Raw genomic sequence first — 4,547 nt, 5'->3', positions numbered from 1 at the left:
CATCAATTAACAATTAAGTTTTTTGAGCGTGCCAATAGTAAGGTACAAGCAACTTTTTTCGCTTTTCTTGTTCTCGTAATACATACGCGAACAAAACATCTTTGACTTCACCTCCTATCTCCCCTTAACCGAACAGTATTGTGTCCACTCCTCCTAATCTTTCCCCTCAACAAATAAACGCCTTTCCTCAACAGGAAACAATCACCGGAGTCGTAGAACGCCTACGAACAATTCGCAATTCGCAATTCGCAATTGCAGACGTAATTGAATAATTGCTTCATTTAGGGTATAAGCCCCTAGTTTTAATTATGTAAAAATCAGAACACGTAGTACAAGTATACAAGCCCCTAACTTTAGTTATGGGGTAATAATTGCGAATTGCGAATTGGTAATTGCGAATTGGAAATGACCCGCCCCCGTAGCACCGAACTCACAACAATCGTCGGCAGCTTTGCTAATATTCAGCCGGGGCAAACTCTACAGTTAACTGGTTTCTGGCGCGATCATCCCCAATTTGGTCCCCAATTCCAAGTAGTTAACTACAAAGAAACAAAACCAGCCACCTTAACGGGCATAGAAAAATATCTGGGCAGTGGTCTAATCAAAGGTGTAGGAACAGTTACAGCCAAGCGTCTTGTCGCTCACTTCGGGCTTGAAACCCTTGAGATTATCGAAAACCAGATTGAGCGATTAGTTGAAGTTCAGGGTATCGCTAAAAAACGAATCAACTTAATCAAAAACGCTTGGGAAACACAGAAAGCTATCAAAGAAGTGATGGTATTTTTGCAAAGCCACGGCGTTTCAACCACGTATGCAGTCAAAATTTACAAACAATATAAAGATGAAGCGATCGCTACTGTCACCCATAATCCTTACCAGCTAGCAACCGACATCTACGGTATCGGTTTTCTGACTGCTGGTAAAATTGCCCGTAACCTGGGAGTTGCACCTGATAGCGAATTCAGATATTGTGCTGGACTTGTTCATGCTTTGAGCGAGGCAGCGGAAGATGGGCATTGCTATTTACCGCAGACAGAACTAATTGAATCGGTGATTAAACTGCTGACTACTGAGGAGCATCAACCAATAGGGGAAGCGATCGCTCTTACTATCAAAGACATGGCTCTTAAAGATGAGCTAATTCGAGAGCATGATGCTGATAAAACAGTACTTTGCTACAAACCTACTTACTTCTACACGGAGCAAAACCTAGCACAACTGATATCTGGGCGCTTGAGTCAACCAATTATACAGGATATCCCCCGTGTCCGTGCCTGGATTGAGCGCTTCACTGCTAGTCATAAGATTCAGCTTTCCGAGCAACAGCAACAAGCAGTAGAAACAGCAGCTTATTCCAAAGTAATGATTCTGACTGGCGGTCCTGGGGTTGGAAAAACTTTCACCACCCACACCATAGTCAGCCTGTGGAAAGCGATGGGCAAATCTATTGCAATGGCAGCACCAACTGGACGCGCTGCTCAACGCTTGGGTGAAATGACGAAACAATTCGCAATTCGCAATTCGCAATTCGCAATTATAAATCAGCAAAAGCTTGGACGCATTATGTGATTTAAGACCATGCTCATCAAAGATAAGCTTGTTAGCTCTGTAACCCAACGGTTCAGTTTAGAATTTTATCCGTAATTGCGAATTGCGAATTGCGAATTGGTTTAATCCTTTACCCCACACGGCAATTATCGCTGACGAAGCCAGTATGCTTGATTTGTTTCTGGCTTACTCCTTAGTGAAAGCAGTATTAGCTGGCGCTCTACTGTTGTTGGTGGGTGACATTGACCAGTTACCATCTGTGGGGCCAGGTCAAATACTTGCTGACTTGATAAATTCTGGTCGTGTACCTGTGGTGCGGTTGACCCAGGTATTTCGCCAAGCTCAAACAAGTGCCATTATCACTGCTGCTCACCAAATTAATCGAGGAATTTATCCGACAATCGAGCCAATCTCCGACAATCCTGTGTCTGATTGTCTGTGGCACGATGGCGGACATCAGCCGGAGCATGGTGTACAAGCAATTTGCGAGGTGATTACTGACCTGATTCCCGGCCTGGGTTTTAATCCGGCGACTGATGTTCAGGTGCTTTGTCCTATGACACGGGGGGTAGTCGGTACTCGTAATCTCAATACAGTATTGCAGCAGTTGATTAATCCACCTACACTGTCCAAGGTGGAGATTAATAGAGGTGGGATGACGCTGCGAGTTGGCGATCGGGTCATTCAACAAATGAATGATTACCAGCGTGAAGTGTTTAACGGGGATTTGGGAATTATCATTGCCATTGACACTGAAGAGATGGAAGTGATGGTGCAGTATGGTGAACGGACTGTGATTTACGACTATGCCGATCTCAATGAGATTACTTTAGCGTTAATTTTCTTGAGACAGCTTTGCTTGTAATTCCTGCACTTGTTCTACCGTTAACCCTGTTACCCGCGTAATTGCTTCAACAGCCATACCCTCTCGCAGTAAGTTCACCGCTACTTTTTCCAAAGCTTTTTGTTCCCAGCTAGTAACAATTTCCATGATTTCCTCCCGCTCAGTTAACCCCATTGTATCGATAGCCGCTTGAAAAACTTGCTCTTCGGTTGTATCTAACCGCAAATAGGTATCTACAAACCCTGAAATTAATTTCATCCGTGCTGGATCTAATTTTAACGTCGCCAGCAACCGTAAACATTCTGCTTTTACCTGCGGACGTTCCTGATGGCGAATATTCATCTTTGACATCAGTGCTGCTGCCACCGGATTCGGCTGCGTTAAAAAATCCCGCCAACTTAAACGATTTAATTGAATTGCTGCAAACTGAAATTCCAGCACCTTGAAATCGCCAAAGGTGACACGATAATTTTGAGGTTCAGCCCGTTTGGGTTCGTCAAAGGAGAAAACTACAATTGGGTAAATCGCCAAATCATATTTTTCATGCAGACGTGCAAAATACTTAAACATCCGCTTTGCAAATGCTGTCTCAGTATAGGACTGATTTTCAACGTGAATTAGAAAACAAGTGTCTTGTTGCTGGAAGCGGCATTGAGCCAGTAAATCAATTTCCTTTTTTTCCCCAGAGGTAACATCAGTAAATATTTCTTGGGGTAAAAACTGGATTGAATCACGGTCTATTTGGCTGACTACTTGGGGCAGAAATAAATCAAGAAATTCAACAAAAAATGTAGATAGTAATTCTTTGAAAAGACGGTCATGGTCAATCATGCTTTTTGTCTTCCCCTCGGATTATAATGATGATTATATAGGAATAGGCATTATTTTAGGCTATTAATTGAATCTACTTATGGCAATTGATGCCGAATGCCAGATGTTAATTATGAAAATTTATTAATTTTAGTAAAAACTATGAAAATTTCCGAAATATCGACAGAAACTCTGGAAAAAATTAAGTCAGTTAGGTGGGATAGAATTATTGAGAAACATGAAGGTCCAGAAAGTTGGTCATCGGTTTTAAGATATGAAGAACCAGAATTTTTGTCAGTGGAAGAATGCTCAATATTATTACCTGTAGATAAATCACATCACCCTAATATCACCATACTCCGTTGTATCTGGAGTGGAGATAAGAATTCTGTAACGCTTTTCCTATCAGATACTACCTATGAAGATGATCCATTCTTTTCGGGATTTATGGCAGTATGCGATCGCCTGAAGAATGAAGAATTTTTCTTGGCAATCTTGTACCATGAATGGTTTATTATTGAAAGAACTGGAGTTTTTGAATAATGAATTCTCAGCAGTTGTTCAAAAATAGGGCAGTTCCTAATCTCAACCTCAGCCATCAGATTCATCAACACCGCTCTCAGTCCCAGCCGATGACGCATTAACCAAGACGTAGAAAGATTGTTCCAGGAGTGTGCAGATGCTCAAGCTATTTTTGTTGCGTTTCAATCTGACAGCTAGCATCTAAACAGTATAACATCAGCCTCAGTATTGCCGAAGGAGCTAATCATGAGAGGATGGATAAATGATCCACATTCAGGAGGGGTAAAAATCCCGGAGCAAGTCAAACAGAGAACAAAGCAACGAATATTAGACTATGCAGAGCAGCATTACGCGGGGAAATACATACGTATTGATGTCCGTTTTAAGGGATATTTCTGTTACATAGATGCTTATAAAGAACCATTTTTACCAGATAGTTATGATCTATCAATGTTTAAAATAACACGCTCAGAATATATAGAGAGAGCCAAGAATACACCAATTCATCTGTGTCGATTACGCTACAAAGGGAATGAAGAGAAATGGACAAAGGCTTTTTATACCTATAGTAATGAAAGATACGAGCCTAGTGTATTTAATAATGGTACTTTTTATGGAACGCCAGAAGAAGCATTTCAAAGTTCAGCATTGTATTTAGATTAAGGAATTATTTTTGACAGCTTTACTATACTTTTGCAGAAATTGACCCAGAAATTAAATTCCTGAGCTAAGTATCAAAAAGTTGCAACTGGTGGTCTAGGCGGCTAAACGAAGAATTTGATCTAGCTCACGTGAGCGTGGCGTCAAGTCCCCTTCAGGAGCG

4 protein-coding genes and 2 pseudogenes are annotated in these 4,547 nt (G+C 41.4%); 5 read left to right on the top strand and 1 reads right to left on the bottom strand.

Annotated elements, in window-relative coordinates:
* The first annotated feature begins 140 nt into the window (after positions 1-140).
* The 3 genes and pseudogenes from ACEW80_RS16615 to ACEW80_RS16605 form a co-directional block, all read left to right on the top strand.
* Positions 141-272: a hypothetical protein gene (locus ACEW80_RS16615; protein ID WP_373527654.1), complete on the top strand. Its 132-nt coding sequence runs from the start codon at positions 141-143 to the stop codon at positions 270-272.
* Positions 273-405: 133 nt separating this feature from the next.
* Positions 406-1,503, top strand: a pseudogene (locus tag ACEW80_RS16610) (helix-hairpin-helix domain-containing protein); the annotation flags it as partial.
* Positions 1,504-1,663: 160 nt separating this feature from the next.
* Positions 1,664-2,383 (top strand): annotated as a pseudogene (locus ACEW80_RS16605) (AAA family ATPase); the annotation flags it as partial.
* On the opposite strand, the gene ACEW80_RS16600 reads toward ACEW80_RS16605, so the two are convergent.
* On the bottom strand, positions 2,384-3,223 hold the full coding sequence (locus tag ACEW80_RS16600) for an Rpn family recombination-promoting nuclease/putative transposase (protein ID WP_373527653.1): 840 nt from the start codon (positions 3,221-3,223) through the stop codon (positions 2,384-2,386).
* A gap of 141 nt (positions 3,224-3,364) precedes the next feature.
* Here ACEW80_RS16600 and ACEW80_RS16595 point away from each other — a divergent pair, with 141 nt between their 5' ends.
* Both ACEW80_RS16595 and ACEW80_RS16590 read left to right on the top strand, forming a co-directional pair.
* Complete coding sequence (locus tag ACEW80_RS16595) at positions 3,365-3,745, top strand: hypothetical protein (RefSeq protein WP_373527652.1); 381 nt, start codon at positions 3,365-3,367, stop codon at positions 3,743-3,745.
* A gap of 225 nt (positions 3,746-3,970) precedes the next feature.
* The gene (locus ACEW80_RS16590; protein WP_373527651.1) at positions 3,971-4,387 is read left to right on the top strand and encodes a hypothetical protein; all 417 of its coding nucleotides are present in this window, start codon (positions 3,971-3,973) and stop codon (positions 4,385-4,387) included.
* Positions 4,388-4,547: the final 160 nt, after the last annotated feature.

Source organism: Nostoc sp. (genome assembly GCF_041747015.1).
GTDB lineage: Bacteria > Cyanobacteriota > Cyanobacteriia > Cyanobacteriales > Nostocaceae > Nostoc.
The sequence above is the reverse complement of the archived record's forward strand: the minus strand, read 5'-3'. Positions and strand labels throughout refer to the sequence as shown.